General features: G+C 44.9%; 24 protein-coding genes. 22 read left to right on the top strand and 2 right to left on the bottom strand.

Annotated elements, in window-relative coordinates; translation table 11 throughout:
- The first annotated feature begins 755 nt into the window (after positions 1-755).
- The 13 genes from rpmH (at position 756) to QNH15_RS26055 (ending at position 11,382) form a co-directional block, all read left to right on the top strand.
- Positions 756-890 carry a 50S ribosomal protein L34 gene (gene rpmH / locus QNH15_RS26115; RefSeq protein WP_007201576.1) on the top strand — a complete coding sequence of 45 codons (135 nt, stop codon included), beginning with the start codon at positions 756-758 and terminating at the stop codon, positions 888-890.
- A gap of 140 nt (positions 891-1,030) precedes the next feature.
- Entirely contained in the window at positions 1,031-1,390 is a 360-nt protein-coding gene (rnpA, locus tag QNH15_RS26110; RefSeq protein ID WP_061973082.1) for a ribonuclease P protein component, read from the top strand.
- Positions 1,387-1,611, top strand: coding sequence for a membrane protein insertion efficiency factor YidD (yidD, locus tag QNH15_RS26105; protein ID WP_283891734.1), 225 nt, complete (start codon positions 1,387-1,389; stop codon positions 1,609-1,611). The genes rnpA and yidD overlap by 4 nt, the downstream gene beginning before the upstream one ends.
- Positions 1,612-1,645: 34 nt before the next feature.
- Positions 1,646-2,419, top strand: a complete 774-nt coding sequence (spoIIIJ, locus tag QNH15_RS26100) for a YidC family membrane integrase SpoIIIJ (protein ID WP_283891732.1) — start codon at positions 1,646-1,648, stop codon at positions 2,417-2,419.
- On the top strand, positions 2,416-3,036 hold the full coding sequence (gene jag, locus QNH15_RS26095; RefSeq protein ID WP_283891730.1) for an RNA-binding cell elongation regulator Jag/EloR: 621 nt from the start codon (positions 2,416-2,418) through the stop codon (positions 3,034-3,036). Before spoIIIJ ends, jag begins: the two co-directional genes overlap by 4 nt.
- 222 nt (positions 3,037-3,258) lie before the next feature.
- A complete protein-coding gene (gene mnmE / locus QNH15_RS26090) occupies positions 3,259-4,635 on the top strand; it encodes a tRNA uridine-5-carboxymethylaminomethyl(34) synthesis GTPase MnmE (protein WP_283891728.1) in 1,377 nt (458 codons plus the stop codon).
- A 15-nt stretch (positions 4,636-4,650) separates the two neighbouring features.
- Positions 4,651-6,537, top strand: coding sequence for a tRNA uridine-5-carboxymethylaminomethyl(34) synthesis enzyme MnmG (gene mnmG / locus QNH15_RS26085; RefSeq protein WP_283891726.1), 1,887 nt, complete (start codon positions 4,651-4,653; stop codon positions 6,535-6,537).
- 16 nt (positions 6,538-6,553) lie between these two features.
- On the top strand, positions 6,554-7,270 hold the full coding sequence (gene rsmG, locus QNH15_RS26080) for a 16S rRNA (guanine(527)-N(7))-methyltransferase RsmG (RefSeq protein ID WP_283891722.1): 717 nt from the start codon (positions 6,554-6,556) through the stop codon (positions 7,268-7,270).
- Between the two features lie 134 nt (positions 7,271-7,404).
- Positions 7,405-8,259, top strand: a complete 855-nt coding sequence (noc, locus tag QNH15_RS26075) for a nucleoid occlusion protein (protein WP_061973100.1) — start codon at positions 7,405-7,407, stop codon at positions 8,257-8,259.
- 159 nt (positions 8,260-8,418) lie between these two features.
- Positions 8,419-9,192 (top strand): ParA family protein, encoded by a 774-nt coding sequence (locus tag QNH15_RS26070; RefSeq protein WP_090239872.1) that lies wholly within the window; start codon positions 8,419-8,421, stop codon positions 9,190-9,192.
- The gene (locus QNH15_RS26065) at positions 9,173-10,018 is read left to right on the top strand and encodes a ParB/RepB/Spo0J family partition protein (RefSeq protein WP_283891717.1); all 846 of its coding nucleotides are present in this window, start codon (positions 9,173-9,175) and stop codon (positions 10,016-10,018) included. The genes QNH15_RS26070 and QNH15_RS26065 overlap by 20 nt, the downstream gene beginning before the upstream one ends.
- Before the next feature lie 66 nt (positions 10,019-10,084).
- Positions 10,085-10,819 carry a DUF554 domain-containing protein gene (locus tag QNH15_RS26060; RefSeq protein WP_061973108.1) on the top strand — a complete coding sequence of 245 codons (735 nt, stop codon included), beginning with the start codon at positions 10,085-10,087 and terminating at the stop codon, positions 10,817-10,819.
- Positions 10,820-10,902: 83 nt separating this feature from the next.
- A complete protein-coding gene (locus QNH15_RS26055) occupies positions 10,903-11,382 on the top strand; it encodes a GNAT family N-acetyltransferase (protein WP_283891716.1) in 480 nt (159 codons plus the stop codon).
- Positions 11,383-11,458: 76 nt separating this feature from the next.
- Here the strand turns inward: QNH15_RS26055 and yyaC are convergent, their stop codons facing one another.
- Positions 11,459-12,100, bottom strand: coding sequence for a spore protease YyaC (yyaC, locus tag QNH15_RS26050; RefSeq protein ID WP_061973114.1), 642 nt, complete (start codon positions 12,098-12,100; stop codon positions 11,459-11,461).
- Between the two features lie 305 nt (positions 12,101-12,405).
- Between yyaC and QNH15_RS26045 the strand changes: the two genes are divergently transcribed.
- From QNH15_RS26045 to rpsR, 6 genes are all read left to right on the top strand, one after another.
- Positions 12,406-13,287, top strand: coding sequence for a mechanosensitive ion channel family protein (locus QNH15_RS26045; RefSeq protein ID WP_488259960.1), 882 nt, complete (start codon positions 12,406-12,408; stop codon positions 13,285-13,287).
- A gap of 75 nt (positions 13,288-13,362) precedes the next feature.
- Positions 13,363-13,560 carry a DUF951 domain-containing protein gene (locus QNH15_RS26040; RefSeq protein WP_061973117.1) on the top strand — a complete coding sequence of 66 codons (198 nt, stop codon included), beginning with the start codon at positions 13,363-13,365 and terminating at the stop codon, positions 13,558-13,560.
- Positions 13,561-13,742: 182 nt separating this feature from the next.
- Positions 13,743-14,840: a redox-regulated ATPase YchF gene (gene ychF / locus QNH15_RS26035; protein ID WP_129478637.1), complete on the top strand. Its 1,098-nt coding sequence runs from the start codon at positions 13,743-13,745 to the stop codon at positions 14,838-14,840.
- 191 nt (positions 14,841-15,031) lie between these two features.
- Positions 15,032-15,319, top strand: a complete 288-nt coding sequence (gene rpsF, locus QNH15_RS26030) for a 30S ribosomal protein S6 (protein ID WP_061973123.1) — start codon at positions 15,032-15,034, stop codon at positions 15,317-15,319.
- Between the two features lie 27 nt (positions 15,320-15,346).
- Positions 15,347-15,856, top strand: a complete 510-nt coding sequence (ssb, locus tag QNH15_RS26025) for a single-stranded DNA-binding protein (RefSeq protein ID WP_283891711.1) — start codon at positions 15,347-15,349, stop codon at positions 15,854-15,856.
- 58 nt (positions 15,857-15,914) lie between these two features.
- Positions 15,915-16,148 (top strand): 30S ribosomal protein S18, encoded by a 234-nt coding sequence (rpsR, locus tag QNH15_RS26020; RefSeq protein ID WP_053356327.1) that lies wholly within the window; start codon positions 15,915-15,917, stop codon positions 16,146-16,148.
- Positions 16,149-16,339: 191 nt separating this feature from the next.
- On the opposite strand, the gene QNH15_RS26015 is transcribed toward rpsR, so the two are convergent.
- The gene (locus QNH15_RS26015) at positions 16,340-16,783 is read right to left on the bottom strand and encodes a YtoQ family protein (protein WP_283891707.1); all 444 of its coding nucleotides are present in this window, start codon (positions 16,781-16,783) and stop codon (positions 16,340-16,342) included.
- Positions 16,784-16,983: 200 nt separating this feature from the next.
- On the opposite strand from QNH15_RS26015, the gene QNH15_RS26010 reads away from it, so the two are divergent.
- From QNH15_RS26010 to rplI, 3 genes are read left to right on the top strand one after another with little or no spacing between them, the layout of a single operon-like run.
- Positions 16,984-17,931 (top strand): YybS family protein, encoded by a 948-nt coding sequence (locus tag QNH15_RS26010; RefSeq protein ID WP_283891705.1) that lies wholly within the window; start codon positions 16,984-16,986, stop codon positions 17,929-17,931.
- Between the two features lie 11 nt (positions 17,932-17,942).
- Positions 17,943-19,916 carry a DHH family phosphoesterase gene (locus QNH15_RS26005; protein WP_283891704.1) on the top strand — a complete coding sequence of 658 codons (1,974 nt, stop codon included), beginning with the start codon at positions 17,943-17,945 and terminating at the stop codon, positions 19,914-19,916.
- Entirely contained in the window at positions 19,913-20,356 is a 444-nt protein-coding gene (gene rplI / locus QNH15_RS26000; protein ID WP_061973133.1) for a 50S ribosomal protein L9, read from the top strand. The genes QNH15_RS26005 and rplI overlap by 4 nt, the downstream gene beginning before the upstream one ends.
- Positions 20,357-20,372 lie beyond the last annotated feature (16 nt).

Raw genomic sequence — 20,372 nt, 5'->3', positions numbered from 1 at the left:
CAACAGTACCTCCTAAGTAATTTATATAAACGAAGATATTCCATGAAATTGCTGCTCTTTTGTGGACTAGCGAAAGCAAACCCCAAGATTAGTCAAAGGCTGTTTTAGCGAATGAAAATCGAAATCGATGTTCAAAATGATAAAAAAGCTTTGACTAAATGGATCTTGAGGTTTTGATGAGGGCACAGTTGCTGAAGAATACACCATGATGTATAAGCGTTGTACAGTCATATGTATACGTACGCATAAATATTCTATTCACAGCAAACGTGCACAATCTATTAATATAGTAGAAAATCAGTATAAGGCGTTTCATTCAGAGGATGTGGACAACCTTATAAACACATTATTTTAAATGTCCACAACTTTATCCACAGCATGTGGATAAAAATATTGTCGCATGAAGTTATCAACGAGTTAAAACACAACAATCATATCAAAAAAATACCATGAATGCAATGAGTTTCTCGTACTTATCCACAACCCCTACAACTTGTGTAAAGGTGTTGTCCACAGCACAAGATTTTGTGTAAAACTTGTCGATAAAGGGTGTGGATAATGAAAATCGTGTCGAAAAAACTATCCACAGCGTGTCGAATCAAAAAAATAAGGGAGAAGATCGGCGGAAGACATCCTGGAGTGTAATATTCTTGTTCCTTAAATAAATTTCAAGAAGTCTTGACAAACAGAGGGTTGAATCCTTATACTTACTTAGACTGTCTTTTTGATATATCCTCAGGGAGGTGTAATATATAATGAAACCAACGTTTCAACCAAATAACCGTAAACGTAAGAAAGTACATGGTTTTCGTGCGCGTATGGCAACAAAGAACGGCCGTAAAGTTCTAGCTCGCCGCCGCCAAAAAGGAAGAAAAGTATTATCTGCATAGGCCACTGACAATCAGTGGTCTTTTTTCTGATATAAGGGAAAAGATGATAATTGTTTAAATAAAATGAAGTAGCCGATACTGTTAATGATAAGAATGGAATGTACTAGAGAAGTATTGAGATCCAGGTGGAGTGTTGCCGGATGGAAAAGCAAAAGCGCTTAAAAAAGAATGAAGAGTTTCAAGAAGTGTTTAAAAGAGGAAAATCGTCTGCCAACCGCCAATTTGTAATCTATGCGCTGGAAAAAAACGATCAGCCTCATTTAAGATTGGGTTTGTCAGTAAGCAAGCGGGTGGGAAAAGCCGTAACCCGCAACCGAATCAAGCGAGTAGTGAAAGAAATATTTATGAAGCACGAAGAGGAGATTGCATCCAGCAGGGATTATATTGTTATTGCCCGGAATCCAACAGCTGACATGGATTACTTTGAGATGGAAAAAAGCCTTCTGCATGTGCTGCAGCGTGCCGGTTTGTTCAGACAGTCAAGGGATAAGCGTAAATGAAACGGCTTTTAATCCTGATTTTTCGTTTTTACCAACGGTTTATCTCACCGTTGACCCCGCCGACCTGCCGTTTTTATCCCACATGCTCGCATTATGGAATTGAAGCGCTTCAACGATTCGGGGCCATTAAGGGAACATGGCTGACGTTAAAGAGGATTTTAAAATGCCATCCTTTCCATCCGGGAGGGATCGACCCGGTACCCGAAAAGAAGAAGCGCTGAAAATATAGAAACAATGCTTTAAGGAGGATGAGGAGTGCGAAAGAAATTAGGAATACCGTTTGCTCTGGCCAGTTTAATGCTTCTATTGTCTGGCTGTAGTTCTGTAAAACAACCAATTACCCCAGAAAGTACCGGAGTTTGGAATGAGTATGTTGTCTATCCGCTATCCTGGGTAATTACTCAATTTGCCGAAATGATGGGGAACAATTACGGGCTGTCCATTGTGGTTGTCACTATTTTGATCCGTCTTGCGCTGTTGCCGCTCATGATCAAACAGACAAGAAGCTCAAAAGCCATGCAGGATATTCAGCCTGAACTGCAGAAGCTTCGTGAAAAATACAGTTCAAAAGATGCAACTACACAGCAAAAACTACAGAAGGAAACGATGGAGCTGTTCCAGTCCCAGGGGGTAAACCCGCTGGCGGGCTGTCTGCCTTTGGTGATCCAAATGCCGATCTTGCTTGGTTTCTATCATGCCATTATGCGTACTCAGGAAATCAAAAACCACAGCTTTTTATGGTTTGACCTGGGAAATCCAGATCCTATATATGCTTTGCCGATTATTGCCGGAATTACGACCTTCCTTCAGCAGAAGATTATGATGGGCGGTACAAACAATCCAAATCCACAGATGAAAATGCTGCTCTATATCATGCCGGTCATGATTGTTGTCTTTGCGATTAACTTCCCGGCAGCATTATCGCTATATTGGGTAATTGGTAACATGTTCATGATTGTACAGACATATTTTATTACAGCCCCGAACAGGAAAAAGACAAACCAATTGGATAGGGGAGCTAAAAAGTGAAACAGATCCAGGTAACGGGAAAAACAGTTGAAGAAGCAGTTTCAGCAGCACTGGCCGAACTTCAGGCTTCCGAAGAAGAGGTTGAGGTAAAAGTTCTTGAAGAATCGAAAAAAGGTTTTTTGGGTTTTGGCGGCAAGCCTGCGCTCATCGAGGTTTCCCTCAAGCCGGATCCAATCAAGACCGCTGTTGCTTTTTTACAGGAAGTCACCGATAAAATGGGTGTGCCTGTTACCATTTCACTTAATGAAAACCGTGAAGAAGCGATTTTTGAGCTTTCGGGTGAGAAAATCGCCATTCTGATTGGAAAAAGGGGACAAACCTTAAACTCTCTGCAGTACTTGACCAATCTCGTAGCCAATAATCACTCGAGCAATTATCTCCGGATCATACTCGATGCTGAAAACTACAGAGAGCGGCGCCGCGAGTCGCTCGAGCGGCTGGCCATGCACACTGCCCAGAGAGTGGCGGCGACAGGAAAAGGGGTTGCCCTTGATCCGATGCCGTCCAATGAGCGAAAAGCCATACATATGGCCCTTCGAAACAATAAAAAAATCGAAACATCTTCAGAAGGGGCAGAACCGTTCCGAAAGGTCATCATCCGCCCCGCGAAAAACTAACGATACGTGCACAGGGCATTACCCGCCATCCTTTATTTTTACAAAGGAAGGCGGGTTTTTTCATTGCCTTTTGCAGTCGAACTGGGTTAAACTAAAAGGTATTGTGGATAATTATGTCTTCGTTTGTAACAAAGTTATCCACTGTGGATAGTTAGAAACGCAAATAACGGAAATAATAGTATAGATACAGTAAGTTTTGGGTTTCAAAGAGAGGTGAGAAAGATGGAATACGATACAATTACGGCGATCTCCACACCGATGGGGGAAGGTGCTATCGCAATTGTCAGGTTAAGCGGCAGCGAAGCGGTCTCGATTGCCGATTCCATATATAAGGGAAAAATGAAGCTGCAGGATGCAGAATCACATACGATTCATTACGGAAAACTCATCGAGCCAAAAACGGAAGAAGCCGTCGAGGAAGTCATGGTTTCCGTCATGCGTGGCCCGCGTACCTTCACTAGAGAAGATGTGGTTGAGATCAACTGCCACGGTGGTATTGTTTCGGTCAACCGGGTGCTGCAGCTTGTCTTAAACCACGGCGCAAGGCTTGCCGAGCCGGGTGAATTTACGAAACGGGCCTTTTTAAACGGACGTATTGACCTGTCCCAGGCGGAAGCGGTCATGGACTTGATCCGTGCCAAAACGGACCGGGCCATGAATGTCGCATTGAATCAAATGGAAGGCCGGCTTTCCAGGCTGGTGGGTAAATTAAGGCAGACACTGCTTGAAACCATTGCCCATGTGGAAGTGAACATCGATTATCCGGAGTATGATGCCGAGGAAATGACGCACGCGCTTTTAAATGAAAAGCTTGGTTTTGTAAAAGGTGAAGTAGAGAAAATCCTGATAACGGCACAGCAAGGGAAGATTTTGCGGGAGGGTCTTTCAACCGCCATTATCGGCCGCCCGAACGTGGGGAAATCTTCACTGATGAATGCGCTTGTTCATGAAAATAAAGCGATCGTTACGGAAATTGCCGGCACGACCCGCGATGTGATTGAGGAGTACGTAAATGTTAGAGGTGTTCCCCTTCGCCTCGTAGATACCGCTGGGATTCGGGAGACTGAAGACATCGTGGAACGGATCGGGGTTGAAAAATCCAGGAAAGTGCTGAAAGAATCGGATTTGATATTGCTGGTCATCAACAGCAATGAATCTCTTTCCGCTGAGGATGAAAACCTTTTTGAAGCGGTAAAAGGTCTTGATGTTATCGTGATCGTCAATAAGACAGACCTGGAGCCAAAAATAGATATGAGCCGGGTAAAGGAACTGGCAGGACCTCATCCTGTGATCACAACCTCCCTTCTTCATGAAGAAGGGGTGGATCGCCTTGAAGAGGGGATTGCCCAGTTGTTTTTCCAGGGAGGCATTGAAGCGCAGGACATTACGTATGTTTCGAATTCAAGACATATTGCGCTCCTGCAGCAAACTATTCGCCATATTGATGAGGCCCTGAACGGCATCGAAATGAGTTTGCCAATCGATATGGTACAAATTGATATAACAAGGGCATGGGAGATTCTTGGTGAGATTGTTGGAGACACCGTTTCCGAGAGTCTGATCGACCAGTTGTTCTCCCAGTTCTGTTTAGGGAAATAAAAGGAGGAAGAAATAATGGGATATGATGCAGGCCGATTTGACGTGATTGTCGTTGGAGCCGGCCACGCAGGGGTTGAAGCCGCACTTGCTTCTGCAAGAATGGGAGCTGAAACCCTTTGTTTAACCCTTAACCTGGATACCATTGCCTATATGCCATGCAACCCGTCTGTCGGCGGTCCTGCCAAAGGAATCGTCGTGCGCGAACTTGATGCGCTCGGTGGGGAAATGGCCCGAAATATTGATAAAACGCATATTCAGATGCGTATGCTGAATACCGGAAAAGGACCTGCGGTTCGTGCGCTCAGAGCCCAGGCCGATAAGTTTATGTATCAGAATGAAATGAAAAAGACCATGGAAAACACCGAACACCTGACACTGAGACAAGGCATGGTTGAACGCCTTTTGATGGAAGATGGCGTTTGTAAAGGTGTGGTCACCAAAACGGGAGCAGAATATCGCGCTTCTGCCGTTGTTCTGACCACAGGAACTTACCTCCGAGGGAAAATCATCATTGGTGAGCTTTCTTACGAGAGCGGTCCAAACAACATGCAGCCATCGGTTAATCTTTCTTACCATCTTCAAGAGCTTGGTTTTCAAATGGTCCGCTTTAAAACAGGTACGCCTCCGCGCGTTAACAGCAAAACCATTGATTATTCTGTTACAGAAATTCAACCAGGTGATGAGGTACCCCGTGCTTTTTCATATGAAACAACGAAGTATATTACAGACCAGCTTCCATGCTGGCTGACCTATACCAGTCCTGAAACACACGAACTCATTAATGGAAACCTTCACCGTTCCCCAATGTACTCGGGAATGATCGAAGGAACCGGACCCCGGTACTGCCCTTCCATTGAAGATAAAGTGGTTCGTTTTAACGATAAGCCGCGCCATCAGATTTTCCTGGAGCCGGAAGGAAGAAATACTGAAGAAGTTTATGTACAAGGTCTTTCTACAAGTCTGCCAGAAGATGTACAGCGGAAAATTCTTGCCACCATTCCTGGCCTCGAGAAAGCTGAACTGATGCGTGCCGGTTATGCGATTGAATATGATGCCATCGTTCCAACCCAGCTGTGGCCGTCCCTTGAAACGAAGCTCGTTGAAGGACTCTTCACTGCCGGACAGCTAAACGGTACGAGCGGCTATGAAGAAGCTGCCGGGCAAGGAGTTATGGCGGGGATCAATGCTGCGTTAAAAGTGAAGGGCAAAGACCCTCTGATTCTGGACCGGTCCGAAGCCTATATTGGTGTACTCATCGACGATCTCATTACAAAAGGCACAAATGAGCCGTACCGCCTGCTTACTTCACGTGCCGAATACCGTCTGCTTCTCCGCCACGACAATGCAGACTTGAGGCTCACGGAAAAAGGCTATGAAATCGGCTTGATTCCTCAAGAACGGTATGACCGGTTTTTGGCGAAAAAAGAAAAGGTTCGCCAGGAAATTGAACGTCTTGAGCATGTTACCGTCAAACCTACGACTGAAGTACAGGACATTCTTGCAGGGGCAAAAAGCTCACCTCTAAAAGAACCGATGACAGCAGCTACCATTTTAAAACGGCCGGAAATCACGTATGATGTGGTGGCACAAATTCATCCTGCCGAGCCGGCTGTGGACGAAGTGATTGCCGAACAGGTGGAAATCCAGGTGAAATACGCCGGATACATCGACAAGCAGCTCGCTCAAGTGGAACGAATGAGAAAAATGGAAAACAAAAAGCTGCCAGTTGATCTGGACTATATGGCCATTAACGGACTGGCAACCGAAGCGAAACAAAAATTGCTTGAAGTCCGTCCATTGTCTGTTGGCCAGGCTTCCCGGGTTTCCGGTGTGAATCCTGCAGACATTTCAATTTTGCTTGTTTACCTGGAGCAGGGGAAACTGGCCAAAACCGCAGATTAAGCGTTTGGAGGACGAAATGGATATAACAACCTTTGAAGAAAAACTCGGGGAGAAGGGCATCCACCTTTCTTCCCGCCAGCTTCAGCAGTTTGAAGACTATTTTCACATTCTCGTGGAATGGAACGAGAAAATGAACCTGACCGCGATTACGGACAAAGAGGAAGTTTACCTGAAGCATTTTTATGATTCACTGTCTGCGGCCTTCTTTTTCGATTTTAATCAGGAGCTGTCTGTTTGCGATGTGGGTGCAGGGGCAGGTTTTCCGGGCATCCCGCTGAAAATTTGTTTTCCCCATATTAAGCTTTCAATCTGCGATTCATTGAAAAAACGAATTACTTTCTTGGAGCACTTAACACAAAAGCTGGAATTAAGTGATGTATCACTTTATCATGACAGGGCAGAGACCTTCGGACACCGTCCAGAAACACGCGAGGTATATGATCTTGTACTGGCCCGTGCAGTGGCAAGAATGTCTGTTTTAAGTGAATTGTGTCTTCCCCTTGCCAAAAAGGGCGGACATTTTCTCGCGATGAAGGGCGCTCAGCTTCCGGAAGAGATGAAAGACAGCAAAAAGGCTGTCCAGCTATTGGGCGGAAAGGTAAACGATGTTTTTTCCTTTAAGCTGCCTGAAGAGAACAGCGACAGATTCATCGTTCTGGTGGACAAAGAAAAAGCCACACCAAAAAAATATCCAAGAAAGCCAGGGACACCAAACAAGAGTCCTCTTTCATAATCTGCAAGCCAATGTTTCACGTGAAACATTGGCATACATACGCTGGCATATCAAAGAATTTTTCAAAAACCGGCAGGAAAACAGATGGACAGAGCGAAAATCTAAGATAGATAACAAAAGGTGGTGTCATTCATATGAAACATCCTTTTTCACGTTTATTCGGCATCGGCGAAAAAAATCAGACAGCTGAAGTTGAAGAGAAAAACGATAACGAAGAAATAGTGCAGCTCCCGGTGAAAAATATTCACCCGAACCAATTCCAGCCCCGTACCGTTTTTATAGATGAACGAATTGAAGAATTATCACAAACGATTGAAACGCACGGAATTATCCAGCCGATTGTGGTCAGAACATCCGAAAATGGTTCCTATGAAATTATTGCCGGAGAACGCCGGTGGCGAGCCGTTCAAAAGCTTGGCTGGGAAGCCATACCGGCGATCATCAAGGAATTTGATGATGGTCAGACGGCTTCTGTTGCACTTATAGAGAATCTGCAGCGCGAAGAACTGACAGCCATTGAAGAAGCGATGGCCTATGCCAAACTTCTTGAGATTCACGGCCTTACCCAGGAAGGTTTGGCACAGAAGCTTGGAAAAGGACAGTCAACGGTAGCGAACAAACTCCGCTTGCTGAAACTTCCCCAGCCCATCCAGGATGCGTTGCTGCAAAAGCAAATCACTGAACGCCATGCAAGAGCTCTCATTATCCTTAAATCACCCGATAAGCAGGAAGCCGTCCTGAATGAGATTCTGGAAAAACACCTGAACGTCAAACAGACGGAAGAACGTGTGAAAAAGCTGATTGAGGGAGAAAACCAGGAAAAGAAACCTGTGGCGAAAAGGAAATCTTACAGCAAGGACACGCGGCTGGCCATCAATACTGTCCGCCAGTCCGTGGATATGGTTCTCCAAAGCGGCCTTACCATAAATACAGAAGAAGAGGATCATGAGGAATTCTACCAATTCACGATCCGCATACCGAAAAAGTAACCGTCACAGCTCCTTTCAGCCATCCTGAAGGGAGCTTTTTTGTGGGTGAAAACCGAACATTTTTCTGCGTTTTTTTATGAATTTTCCGTAAGAAAAAAGAGGAATTCATGATATGATGAAAGAAATGAACTCTCGTAAAGAATTGAGGTAGGTGTCATCGTGGCTAAAACCATTGCAATTGCCAATCAAAAGGGTGGGGTTGGAAAAACAACGACATCCGTGAACCTCGGAGCATGTTTAGCTTATTTCGGCAAAAAGGTTTTACTTGTTGATATAGACCCGCAGGGGAATGCTACGAGCGGAGTTGGCGTTGATAAAGGCGATGTGGATCAATGCATCTATAACGTGCTTGTCGACGACGCAGAAGTAAAAGACATCATTATGGAAACGATTTGCGAAGGATTACATATATTGCCGTCGACCATTCAACTGGCTGGTGCTGAAATTGAACTGGTGCCGACCATTTCCAGGGAGGTAAGGCTGAAACGGGCCCTTTCGTCTGTTGAACGCCAGTATGACTTTATCATTATTGACTGCCCTCCTTCTCTCGGACTATTGACCATTAACTCACTCACAGCAGCAGACGGAGTGATCATACCGGTACAATGTGAGTATTATGCGCTCGAGGGTTTGAGCCAGTTGCTGAATACGGTCCGCCTCGTACAAAAGCATTTGAATACGGATTTGACCATTGACGGTGTTCTGCTGACAATGCTCGATGCCAGAACCAACTTGGGAATCCAGGTTATTGAAGAAGTGAAAAAGTACTTTCAGGATAAAGTCTATTCCACCATTATTCCTCGAAATGTTCGTCTATCTGAAGCGCCAAGCCATGGAAAACCGATTATTATTTACGACCCTAAATCCAGAGGTGCAGAAGTTTATTTAGAATTAGCGAAGGAAGTGATTGGCAGTGGCGAAAGGGTTAGGTAAAGGAATTAATGCATTTTTTCCGGGCACGGATTTTGAAAATGAAGATACGGTCTCTGAAATCAAATTAACCGAACTGCGTCCCAATCCCTATCAACCGAGGAAAGTGTTTAATGAATCAGCTATTGCAGAACTGACAGAGTCCATCAAGGAGCATGGAGTTCTGCAGCCGATCATTGCAAGAAAAAGCATTAAAGGCTATGAAATCGTGGTAGGAGAACGCCGTTTCAGGGCAGCAAAGGAAGCCGGATTGGAACGGATGCCGGTAATCGTTAAGGAATTTACAGAGCAAAAGATGATGGAAATTGCCCTGATTGAAAATCTTCAGCGTGAAGATTTGAATCCCATCGAAGAAGCTCAGGCTTACCAGAAGCTCATGGAGCATTTGAAAATCACCCAGGAAGAACTGGCAAGCCGTGTGGGCAAAAGCAGACCGCACATTGCCAACTTTGTGAGACTGCTTCAGCTGCCGGATCCTGTTCAGGACATGATGTCCCAAGGGGAGCTTTCCATGGGGCACGGGCGGGCACTGCTTGGATTGAAAAAGAAAGCAAAGATGCAGGCTGTTGTCGAGAAATGCGTGAATGAAAAGCTCAACGTCCGCCAGCTTGAAAAGCTGATCCAACAGGTGAATCTTAACGTTCCACGTGAAACAAAGAAAAAAAGCGAGGATAAAAGTGTCTTTATCGTCGAAAAGGAATCAACACTCAGAGACCATTTCGGCACTTCAGTTTCTATTAAACGGACAAAACGAAAAGGCAAAATAGAAATTGAATTTTTCTCCGATGAAGATCTGGAACGGATCCTCGATCTCATCGGAAAGCAGTAAAACCATCGAAGCGGTGGTTTTTCTTTTTGTACTTTTAAAACATCATGGGTAAAGGCGGGAAGAAAAGTGGCATTATTAGGGACACTGGTCAATGGCCTGGCCATTATTATCGGGAGCTTGCTGGGGCTTTTTTGGAGAAACATTCCCGAAAAAACAAAAACAACCATCATGCAGGCGATGGGCCTGGCTGTTATTATTCTTGGAATTGGCATGGGCTTAAAGAGCAAACAATTTTTAATTGTTATCGCCAGTCTGGCGATCGGAGGCGTGCTGGGGGAGAAACTTGATCTGGAAGGAAAGCTTGGCCAACTGGGACACTGGCTTGAGGCCAAGCTCGGCGGCAAGGAAAAAGGCGGCATTGCCAATGCTTTTGTGACCGCCACGCTCGTATTTGTGATCGGGGCCATGTCCATTGTGGGGGCGCTGGACAGCGGGCTGCGACATGATCATGCAGTACTTTATACTAAATCAATGATTGATGGATTTTGTGCGATCTTTTTCACATCAGCACTTGGAGTTGGCGTCATTTTCTCAGCTGTGCCTGTGGTGCTCTATCAAGGGCTGATTGCCCTGTTTGCCACCCAGATTGACCGGTTTGTCCCGGATGCGCTCATGCAGCAGATTATCATCGAAATTACCGGAACAGGCGGAATCATGATCCTTGCGATTGGTCTGAACATTCTCCGCCTCACCACCATCCGGGTGGCCAACCTGCTGCCGGCGTTGCTGTTCACCATTCTGATCGTATGCATTATCTACTATTGGGACAAACTTTCGGCCTTTGCAGGAGGAACCTTTTAAAAGAAAGCTAGTACCATTTTTTGAAGGAAGACGAGTGTGTTTTTCCTGCGAATCAATCCAATCAGGATAGGAGTTATTGATAAATGATTTCTTTAAGAAAAGTTCACCCTGCAGATTTAGAGCAGCTGTTAGTTATCGAGAACGAAGGCTTTTCGAGAGAAGAAGCTGCGACAAAAGAAGCGCTTGTGGAGAGGATTCAACGAATCGCTGACACCTTTATTGTGGCAGAAACGGATGGGAAGATTCTAGGGTTTATTAATGGACCTGTTATTAACCAGCCTTACATCACCGATGGCCTTTTTAAGGAAATTATAGAAAATCCGAAAAGAGGCGGTTATCAGAGTGTATTGGGATTAGCGGTCTCTAAACAGGCAAGAAATCAAGGGATTGCGAAGCTTTTAATCGAGAAAATGGAAGAGCTTATGAGAGAGAACGAAAGAAAAGGAATTACGTTAACGTGTAAACAAGAGTTAGTCTCTTTTTATGAAAAATTGGGATTTGTTAACCATGGCATTTCTGAATCCAAACACGGCGGTGTAACATGGTATAACTTGATCAAATGATAAAGGCATATGAAAACGACCAGACGGCGATCTGGTCGTTTTTGATTTACCTATATATGGGTGTAACTTCAATTTGTTAAAAGGCGGGCTTCTTTTTATTGATCGCGTATAGATCTTCTTTAATGGGAAGCGGTGTGATGTTCTTTTTCACCCGCTGGCTCATGGATGCGAAATACAAAGAATCCGCGATCAATTCGGCCATTTTCATAACAACGCTTAAGCGGGTGTTCTGGAGAACGAAATATTCCATAAATCCGCTGACGTTCACGATACCGGTTAAATGCATGTCGCCAACCGGGGGAAGCTCCTTATTGACACCGGCACCTGGTTTGACCGGTCCTTCCCCAATGGAGACCATTCCCACATGGTTGAGTTTTCCGAGGCACGCATCAATTCCTATTATAAAAGCATCCGGATGCTTTTGTTCAATCATTTTAAGCTTATCTTTCAGGTTGACCGCATGTACCGGATCGTCCAGCGTCCCGTACACATGAAACGGAAAGGCTTTGATGGTATGAAGCTTGGTACCCACCAATGGGCCAAGGGCATCCCCGGTGGAACGATCTGTCCCAATGCAAACCACAACCACTGGAGTGGTTTGCGTATTAGGAAGAAGGTTCCCAATTTTTTCTGTGATGAGCATACAAGCTTCTTTTTCCTCATGGTGCATTTTATATTGAAAAGGTTTATCGGGAACGAGCTTCCTTTTAAGGAACATAAAATCCACTCCTTTAAAATGTTACTACCAGTATACGGACTGTTTGGCAATACTATACATCGAGTAAGGACTTAGCTGCCATCATTTTTTCAACGCGCCAGAACGAGTAGGATTCAGTATTAGTCGGAGCAGGCTGTGCTTCTGGTCCCGTAATGCCTTTTGGCTTTCCTTTAGTTAAATGTTTTATACCCCCTTCCTCCGGATTCTAAGCCATGGTTCTTTTAAAGATGTGTTAATCGTTGAAAATTCAGCCAAAATTGGGTACATTAAGGCATAGCTAAGATTTATATGGAGGTTGGAGCGGAGTGGAACTACTCAATATTGCCCAGCAGGTAGAGGAAGTGTACAAGCAGGTTGGTGATGGCGATTTATGGATCAACCTGGGCATGAAAGTGCTGAAGATTGTCCTTATTTTATTCGGGGCTGCCATCGTTGTTAAAATTGTAAGGGCGGCCATCGCAAATATATTTAAAATCAGGATGAAAAGCCCGTTGCGGATGTCGGAGCGCCGTGAAAATACACTGATCCGGCTTCTCGATAATGTGGCTGCCTATCTTATTTATTTTATTGCGCTGCTTATGGTGCTGACCGAATTTAACATTGATGTTAAGGCACTGCTTGCTGGAGCCGGTGTGGTCGGACTGGCTATCGGTTTTGGTGCGCAGAGTCTGGTAAAGGATATTATCACCGGCTTCTTTATCATATTTGAGCAGCAATTTGCAGTAGGGGATTATGTAAGAATCAACGCATTCGAAGGTACGGTGGAAGAAATCGGGCTGAGAACGACGAAAGTCAAACAGTGGACAGGTGAGCTTCATATCATACCGAACTCGTCCATCACAGAAGTGACGAACTTCTCCATTAATAACAGCATTGCTGTTGTGGATGTCAGTATTGCCTATGAAGAGGATGTGAACCGGGCCCAGGACATCATTGAAGAAGTCGTGAAACAAAAAACCGTCGAGTATCCAGAAATGGTAGCTGAGCCGGAAGTTCTCGGTATTCAGTCAGTCGGGGCAACGGAAGTCGTGATCCGGGTGACAGCAGAAGTGCTTCCCATGACCCACTTCAAAATAACAAGAGAACTGAAGAAAGCCATCAAAATCCGTTTGGATGAGGAAGGCATTGAACTTCCCTTTCAAAAGTTTGTTTCTTATCATAAAACAACACTTGCAGAACATGAATAAACATAATAGTTATTGTGTCAAAGTGGTTTTCTCTATAAAATAATATAAAAGCAGAGCGTTTGGGGAGTGATGGACTTGGAAGGAAAAGAGTTCTTTTTGAATGATGAAGTGGAAATGAAAAAGCCACACCCATGCGGAACCAACCGTTGGAAAATTATCCGCATGGGGGCTGACATCCGGATTAAATGCTTGGGCTGCCAGCATAGTGTTCTAATTCCCAGAAGAGACTTTGTGAAGAAAATGAAAAAGGTCCTGGTATCCAACCAGGAATAAAAAGATACTTCCTGTGTTCCACGTGGAACAAAAAAAGCAGAACCGACGTACTCAAGCGAAGGTTCTTCTTTTTTGTATAACTTGTTTTTTGCCTGCCAACACCCTATAATGATGAAAGATGTGCTAACAAGTAACTGAACGACAAAATATATGATGATTGAAATCAATGAGGAGTGGAATAAATGGCTTTAACAACTGGAATTGTCGGTCTTCCCAACGTAGGGAAATCGACGCTTTTTAATGCCATCACACAGGCTGGCGCGGAATCTGCAAACTATCCGTTCTGTACGATCGACCCCAACGTAGGGATTGTTGAGGTGCCGGATGACCGCCTGCACAAGCTGACAGAGATGGTTCAGCCTAAAAAAGTGGTTCCGACAGCATTTGAATTTACGGATATTGCCGGTATCGTTAAAGGCGCAAGCAAAGGGGAAGGTCTGGGCAACAAGTTCCTTTCTCACATCCGCCAGGTGGATGCGATCCTTCAGGTAGTTCGTTGTTTTGAAGATGAGAACATCACGCACGTTTCCGGAAAAGTCGATCCGATCGATGATATTGAAGTCATCAATCTTGAGCTTATTTTTGCAGACATGGAAACCGTCGATAAGCGGATTGCCAGGGTTGAAAAATTGGCGAAGTCAAAAGACAAAGAAGCTGTCGCTGAACATAGCGTTCTTTTGAAAATTAAAGAAGCATTGCTGAATGAACTTCCGGCAAGAAGCGTGGAACTGACGCCTGAAGAAAGTAAAATTGTATATGGCCTTCACTTGCTTACCATGAAACCGATCCTTTATGCGGCAAACGTCAGTGAAGAGGATCTGTTGGAAGGCGGAAATGAGCATGTGGAGAAAGTAAGGGAGTATGCTGCCCGCGAACATGCTGAAGTCATCGTGATTTGCGCCAAGATCGAAGAGGAAATCGCAGAGCTTGAGGGTGACGAAAAGAGTGCATTCCTTGAAGAGCTCGGTATTCAGGAAGCAGGCCTTGACCAGCTGATTCGTGCGTCTTATTCTCTTCTTGGGCTGGCAACGTACTTTACAGCCGGTGTACAGGAAGTGCGTGCATGGACATTCCGCAAGGGCATGAAGGCTCCACAGTGTGCGGGTATCATTCATACGGACTTTGAACGAGGATTTATTCGTGCTGAAGTGGTTGCTTATGATGATTTGATGAGCGCCGGCAGCATGGCGGCTGCCAAAGAAAAAGGCCGTGTGCGTCTTGAAGGAAAAGAATACGAAATGAAAGATGGAGATGTCGTCCACTTCCGTTTCAACGTTTAATATCGTGGGTTTTTGATAGGAAAAGCGTTTTTGCTTTTCCTTTTTTCTATTAATCCTTGAATGTCCTTGTGTTTTGTACGGGTATTTGCTATAATTCATTATTGTGAGTTAATTATCGATTGTATAGAAATGTTGATAGTTTACTCCTTGCCCTATTGTTGGGCCGTTTAGACCAAAAGGAGGTGACCGGAATGAAAAAGTACGAAATCATGTACATCGTCCGTCCAAATCTTGAAGAGGATGCTCTTAAAGCTGTGAAAGAAAGAGCGAAGACGATCCTTACTGATAATGGTGCGGAAATCGCTAACGAGAAAGAAATGGGTAAAAAGCGTCTAGCATATGAAATCAACGACTACCGTGATGGATATTACACGCTATTGACCATCAATGCTCCTGTAGAAGCGATCAATGAATTCGACCGTCTTATGAAGATCAACGAAGATGTTCTTCGTTTCATGACAATTGCAGACGAGAGATAATTTTTTAACGTTGAAGGAGAGGTTCTAATGCTAAATCGTGTAATCCTTGTTGGACGTTTAACGAAGGACCCGGAATTGCGCTATACCCCAAGCGGTGTGGCAGTTGCAAACTTTACTTTGGCAGTAAATCGTACATTTACAAATCAGCAGGGTGAGCGCGAAGCAGATTTTATCAATTGTGTAATCTGGCGTAAGCCGGCTGAAAATGTGGCCAACTTCTTGAAGAAGGGTTCACTTGCCGGAGTAGACGGACGCATCCAGACACGTTCTTATGACAATAATCAGGGACAGCGTGTATACGTGACTGAGGTTATGGCTGAGAGTGTCCAGTTCCTTGAGCCGAAGAATGCGAATGCGGGCGGAGGACAACAGTACCAAAGCCAGGGCGGAAACAACTTTGGCGGGCCATCAGGTGACCGCGGTTATGGACAGCAACAGAACCAAAACCAGAACCAAAAGCGCAGTAACTTTAATGATGACCCATTTGCCAACGATGGCACGCCGATCGACATCTCTGATGACGATTTGCCATTCTAAGACAAACATACATTGAACGGCAACATATAAAAACTTAACTAGAAGGAGGGAAATAAACATGGCTGGACGTCGCGGTGGACGCCAAAAGCGTCGTAAGGTTTGTTTCTTCACTGTAAACAAAATCACTTACATCGACTACAAAGATGTGGATCTTCTTAAGCGTTTCGTATCTGAGCGCGGAAAGATTCTTCCTCGTCGTGTGACAGGAACATCTGCTAAATATCAACGTCAATTGACTCGTGCTATCAAACGTGCACGTTTCATGGCGCTGCTACCATATGTAACTGAATAAATTTCAGTTTTTAAAAAGCACGGTAAAGATCAGTCTTTGCTGTGTTTTTTAATTGTACGGGAAAAGTTTTGATTGAAGTGCAAGGTGCGAGACTCCGACGGGAAAAGCGAGCATCCTGGAACGGAAATCAACGAGTAAAGAAACAACAAAAAAAGCGGCCAAATCCACTGGATTTTTGCCGCTTTTCTTTATTACGATTCAAAGATATAGGAGAGGGCTCTGACTGCCTGTTCCGGGGTTTCGACCACGAGGCTGGCATTGTTGGAAAGCTCTTTTAACGGGTGATGCAGTGACTCGGGACGAATCAGGATCAAAGGCTTTTGCAGGGCAGTGGCTCTAGCGGCGTCCATTGCTGTGTTCCACTGCTTGTATTTTTCACCGAACAAGGCGATCACGACATCTGCTTTTTTGATCAGGATGTCTGTACGGAGATTGTTGATGCTAGAGGCGGCCTCGTCCTTCAAAACGGCATTGGGCTGTTTGCCAAGGATTTCTTCCCCAATATTATCCGACCGGTCGTGGTCTTCCATCGGTCCGACAAAGGTGATGGGAAGTTCCCGCTCCCTTGATTGCGATTTGATTTCTTCGCGCCAGTCGTCATGAATTTGTCCTGCCAAATATACAATAAGCTCCATGCGATCTCCTCCTCTTTCCTGGTGGTTTGTAAACTAGCTGGCTAGTCCCAGTTCCATTATAAAGGACATCATGATAAGGTAGATACTGTTGTGCATGTTAGATTTGGCAAGATAGGGTTAAGCTAATGAATATCATTGGATTTACAGCAAATAATTTACTACAATAAGGACCGTAGGCAATAAAGCCAGAGGTGAACCAATTGCGGAAAACATCAACCATCGTAGACGGAGCTGTAATGGCTGGCGTTTACATTATTCTCATGCTAATCAGTCTGAATGTGCCGATTATCAGCATATTAACATATTTTTTACTGCCGCTTCCGATCATCCTGTTTGCATATAAGCATGGATGGAAGCCGGGTCTGCTCGTATGGGCGGTTACGCTCGTATTATCCTTTGTGATGGGAGGAACAGCAGGACTTATTTATGCGTTCTCATCCGGTCTCATGGGGATTATAATGGGTGAATTGTATAAGAGGAAGACATCTGCATTTGGTGTCCTTTTGGGCGGAAGCCTTGCCAGCGTCTTTAATTTTCTGATGCTGCTGGTTTTTGCAAAGCTTCTCTTGAACCTTGATATCGTAAAGGATGCTCAAAAGCAGTTTAACAGTGTCATTAATCAGGCATCCAAGTTTTATAAAGAAAGCGGCCAGGATCTGTCCTCCCAGCTCGACCAGATGCGGGAGCAGGTGGCCACGATCCCGTACATGCTGCCGACGGCGATTATCATCGGGGCGATTGCAGTCACCCTGATTACCCAATGGCTTGCTGCCCTTGTGTTAAAAAGAATGAGGTTCGACTACCGGCCATTTCCGCCATTCCGCGACTGGTCGTTTCCAAAATCATTTTTGTGGTATTACATCTTGGCCCTTTTGCTTTCTTTTATAAAGACGGACAAAGGGTCTGGATTATACATCCTTATGATCAATTTATTTATCATATTGACTCTTGTACTTGTCGTACAGGGTCTTACCGTTATCTTTAGCTATGCCAAGAATAAGGGCTGGCCCAAGGCCGTTCCCGTATTTATATCTGTGTTAGTAATATTTACTTCCTCCATTCTGCCGATTATTATGGAAGTCGTTAAATTCTTAGGTATAATTGACTTAGGGTTCGAAATAAAGAAACGGATAAATACCAGACAGTAGGAGCTGAAAGTATGCCTAAGTTTTTATTAAAACGGTGGCATGGTTATCCACAGATAGCCTTGTGTGTCATATCGGTCCTTTTAGTGATCATCATCATGTCCTACCAGTGGGTCCTCGGGGCTGTCAGTTTTGTAGTCTTGGGCGCGATCTTCTATTTGATGATGCGGGCCGAGAATTCGTTCCAGGAGGACCTTGGCAATTATATTTCCACGCTATCCCACCGTATTAAAAAGGTCGGAGAAGAAGCATTGATGGAAATGCCGATCGGAATCATTCTGTATGATGAAGATTACAAAATTGAATGGGCCAATCCGTTCATGGGAGCCTGGGTCGGGGAAGAAGCGTTCATCGGCCATTCCCTGAATCTTATTTCTGAGGACCTGGTGCCGTTTATTAAAAGTGATGCACGGGAAGAAATCGTGAATTTAAAATCAAGAAAATTTGAAGTGCATTTTAAAAAAGAAGAACGCCTTCTCTATTTCTTTGATGTAACGGAACAGCTTGAAGTTGAACATCTGTATGAGGAAGAGCAAACCTGCCTTGGCCTCATTTACCTTGATAACTATGAAGAGGTTACACAGGGGCTTGATGACCAGTTCCGTTCGAGAATCAACTCCAAAGTTATTTCCATTCTGAACAAATGGGCAACCGACCATGGAATTTATTTAAAACGCACCTCTTCCGAGCGTTTTTTAGCCGTCTTCAACAAACGGATTTTACATGAGCTTGAAAAAAATAAGTTTGCATTGCTGGATGAAGTAAGAGATGCCACTTCAAAAGAAAATGTGGCTCTCACATTGAGTGTCGGTGTGGCATCCGGTCCGCTCGAGCTGCCTGAGCTCGGCCAGCTGGCCCAATCGAGTCTTGACCTTGCGCTTGGCCGCGGCGGTGACCAGGTGGCGATCAAGCAGCAAAACGGAAAAGTGCGCTTCTACGGCGGAAAAACCAATCCGGTGGAGAAACGTACACGGGTAAGGGCACGGGTCATTTCCCATGCGTTAAGCGAACTTGTCCTCGACAGCGATAAAGTGATCATCATGGGGCACAAAAGCCCCGATATGGATTCCATGGGTTCTGCCATGGGAATTTTAAAAGTGGCGCAGGTTAACGGAAAAGAAGGATATATCGTCCTCGATACGTCTGATCTGGATACTGGTGTTCAGCGGCTGATGAATGAAATCAAGGGAACCGATTCTCTCTGGAAGCATTTTATTACGCCGGAAGAAGCGCTTGAAATTTCTACATCCGGCACCCTCCTTGTCGTCGTGGACACCCATAAGCCTTCCATGGTGATGGAAGAACGCCTGCTTTCCAAGCTTGACCATGTGGTGGTTATTGACCATCACCGCCGTGGAGAAGAGTTTATCGCAGATCCGGTTCTTGTCTATATGGAGCCTTATGCTTCTTCGACCGCAGAGCTTGTGACCGAGCTTCTGGAATATCAGCCGAAGCGGCTTAAAATGCGTATGCTCGAAGCGACGGCCCTGCTCGCAGGGATTATTGTGGATACGAAAAGCTTTACGCTCAGGACCGGTTCCCGGACGTTTGATGCAGCTTCCTATTTAAGGGCTCACGGCGCGGATACCATCCTCGTTCAGCGGTTCTTGAAGGAAGACCTTCAAACCTATAAGACCCGGTCAAAACTTATTGAAAATGCAAAATCCTATAAGAGTGGCGTTGTGATTTCAAAAGCAGAGCCTGGTGAGGAATGCGGCCAGGTCATGATTGCCCAGGCAGCGGATATTTTGCTGTCAATGAACGATGTGACCGCTTCGTTTGTCATTGCGAAGCGTCACGACCAAAAAATCAGCATCAGCGGCCGTTCACTGGGGGAAGTGAATGTCCAGATGATCATGGAACAGCTTGGCGGCGGCGGCCATCTGACCAACGCAGCCTGCCAGCTTGAAAATGAAACGCTCGATGGTGCAGAGACCAAATTAAAAGCGGCCATCGATGAATACTTCGAAGGGGGAGAAGAAGAATGAAAGTAGTCTTTCTTCAGGATGTAAAAGGAAAAGGTAAAAAAGGGGAAATTAAAAACGTATCCGAAGGGTATGCCCGCAACTACTTATTGCCGAACAATCTTGCTACAGAAGCTACCAAAGGTGCCCTTTCTGTGGTAGAAGGCCAAAAGAAAAGCGAAGAGAAAAAAGCAGCCGCCGCTTTGGAAGATGCCAAGCAGCTCAAAGAAAAGCTTGAGAAAATGGAAGTTGAAATCAAAACCAAAGCCGGTGAAGGCGGCCGAGTGTTCGGATCGGTTACGAGCAAACAGATCGCAGACGGTTTGAAAAAATTGAATGTCACCATTGACAAGCGAAAAATTGACCTTTCGAATCCCATTAAAGCGTTGGGATATACCAACGTACCTGTAAAACTTCACCCTGAAGTGACAGGAACGATTAAAGTACATGTAGTTGAAGCATAAACAGAAAGCCAATGGG

It is taken from the genome of Fictibacillus enclensis, assembly GCF_030123385.1.
Taxonomy (GTDB): Bacteria; Bacillota; Bacilli; order Bacillales; family Fictibacillaceae; genus Fictibacillus_C; species Fictibacillus_C enclensis.
This window is presented reverse-complemented; position numbering and strand designations above follow the sequence as displayed.